This is a genomic window from Jannaschia donghaensis, assembly GCF_001403795.1.
GTDB lineage: Bacteria > Pseudomonadota > Alphaproteobacteria > Rhodobacterales > Rhodobacteraceae > Jannaschia > Jannaschia donghaensis.
In genome coordinates this window covers 543703-546095 of sequence record NZ_CXSU01000012.1, presented here as the reverse complement: position 1 = coordinate 546095, position 2393 = coordinate 543703, and the positions used below count along the sequence as shown (strand labels likewise).

The 2393-nt window shown below is 62.7% G+C and carries 3 protein-coding genes; 2 read left to right on the top strand and 1 reads right to left on the bottom strand.

Annotated elements, in window-relative coordinates:
- Positions 1-1178: cbb3-type cytochrome c oxidase subunit I (locus JDO7802_RS11965; protein WP_055085866.1), on the top strand; the 1178-nt coding region annotated here is incomplete at its 5' end.
- 5 nt (positions 1179-1183) lie between these two features.
- Positions 1184-1693 (top strand): DUF2244 domain-containing protein, encoded by a 510-nt coding sequence (locus tag JDO7802_RS11960; RefSeq protein ID WP_055085864.1) that lies wholly within the window; start codon positions 1184-1186, stop codon positions 1691-1693.
- A gap of 504 nt (positions 1694-2197) precedes the next feature.
- Here the strand turns inward: JDO7802_RS11960 and JDO7802_RS18520 are convergent.
- Positions 2198-2393, bottom strand: a 196-nt coding sequence (locus JDO7802_RS18520) for a TOBE domain-containing protein (RefSeq protein ID WP_245624183.1), incomplete at its 5' end; no start/stop codon positions are given.

The following is a 2393-nucleotide window of genomic DNA, read 5'->3' as shown; positions in this document are numbered from 1 at the left end:
CCCCGCCGCTGTCCACGTCGGAGGCCGGATACTCCACCGACATCGCGATCTTCGCGGTCCACGTCTCGGGGGCGTCGTCCATCCTTGGCGCGATCAACATCATCACCACATTCCTCAACATGCGCGCACCCGGCATGACGCTGCACAAGGTGCCGCTGTTTGCCTGGTCGATCTTCGTGACCGCCTGGCTGATCCTTCTCGCCCTGCCCGTCCTGGCTGGTGCTATCACTATGCTGCTGACGGACCGGAACTTCGGAACGACGTTCTTCGATCCGGCCGGTGGCGGTGACCCGGTTCTCTATCAGCATATCCTGTGGTTCTTCGGTCACCCCGAAGTCTACATCGTGGTCCTGCCCGCCTTCGGCATCGTCAGCCACGTCGTTGCGACCTTCTCCAAGAAGCCGATCTTCGGCTATCTGCCGATGGTCTACGCCATGGTCGCCATCGGCGGCCTGGGCTTCGTCGTCTGGGCGCACCACATGTACACCGTGGGCATGTCGCTGACGCAGCAGGCCTACTTCATGGTCGCCACGATGATCATCGCGGTGCCCACCGGCGTTAAGATCTTCTCCTGGATCGCAACGATGTGGGGCGGCTCGATCACCTTCAAGACGCCGATGCTCTTCGCCATCGGGTTCATCTTCCTGTTCACCGTGGGCGGCGTCACCGGCATCGTCCTGTCGCAAGCCGGCATCGACCGCGCCTATCACGACACCTACTACGTCGTGGCGCACTTCCATTACGTGATGTCGCTGGGGGCCGTGTTCGGCATCTTCGCCGGCATCTATTATTGGATCGGCAAGATGAGCGGTCGCCAGTATCCCGAATGGGCCGGCAAGCTGCACTTCTGGGCCTTCTTCATCGGCGCGAACATCACGTTCTTCCCGCAGCACTTCCTTGGCCGTCAGGGCATGCCCCGTCGCTACATCGACTATCCCGACGCCTTCGCGCTCTGGAACCAGGTGTCGAGCTGGGGTGCGTTTCTGTCCTTCGCGTCGTTCCTGTTCTTCATCGGCGTGGTGTTCTACACGATCTTCGCCGGCAAGAAGGTCTCGGAGCCGGCCTATTGGGGTCCGCACGCCGACACGCTGGAGTGGACGCTGCCCAACCCGCCGCCCGAGCATACGTTCGAGCAGCTGCCGACCCGCGATATGTGGGACAAGCAGCCGGGTCACTGACGGGCATGCCCTACAAGGTTCTCATAGACCGACAGGAGGCCCCGGCATCGCCCGGGGCCTTCCTGTATCAAGTCGAACTCTGGCCCCACCAAAGCCTGACCGGCACCGGCTTCGTCTGGATCATTGCCGGCACTTTCGTCATGGCGATGCTGCCGCTCTTCGCACTGCTTGGCACGGCCGTCCTTTGGGGCATCCTGCCGTTCGCGATGATATCGGTCGGCGCGCTCTGGTGGTCGCTGAACCGCAGCTGGCGGGACAGGGATATCCTGGAGACGTTCACCGTCACCCCCGATTGCGCCAGCCTTATCCGGCAACAGCCCGACGGCACGCGCCTTGATTGGGAGGCCAATCCATATTGGGTGCGGATCAAGCGTCACGACCGGGTAAACCGGATCGTCGACTATCTCACGCTCGAAGGCGGACCGCGAAAGGTTGAGATTGGATCGTTCCTGACACCTGCGGAACGGCGTGACTTGCTCGGCCGTCTGGAAAGCGCGCTGCACCGCGTCCGATAAGGCGCCGGCATTGGTCCGATAGGGCGTCCAAGGCTGGCATCCGGATCGGCAAAGGTCCGTCGACGGAACGTCTCCCAGCACCGTCAACGACGTTTGACCGCGATGGCGGCATCCGTCCTTGTCCACTTGGTGAGACTGGCAGATTGCGCCTTCAGCGGACGGATCTCATCGCGGGCGCCAAAGTTGGAATAAAGTAAGAGACAGGCCGCCGCGGATCGGCGCTTCGGCAGTCTTGACTTAATACCTGGCTACAGATCCACGCCGCAGTCCGGCAAATACGCCTCTTCCTCCAGCCAGTCTTGGGACAACGGTCACGGGCTTGCGTTCATGGACGCAGGTATCTCCAGAATGGTTTCGTCGTGATTTGATTATCTTGGCGTCGTTCAGTAGCGCGCGTCGCTGCCAGAATTTCAAGATTTTGCTCCGGAGGGTATGCTCCAAACGCGCCGGCCAAACATTGGCGGTTGGTCAAATCGGCCCTCAGCTTGACCCTGACGTTCTTGTTCAGCCCGCGTGCGTCGCGCCGTCGCTGTCGTCACCGTCCCCTCGGGCACCCACGTCCGCGCGCGCGACGCCACTCGTCTTGATCACGGCCCAGATCGGCCGACCCGGCACCAACGCCAGTCGGTCCCGCGACCGGCGGGTGATCCGTGCCAGCAGCGCGCCCTCCCCCGCCGTCAGCCGCAGCAGGACGCCCGGC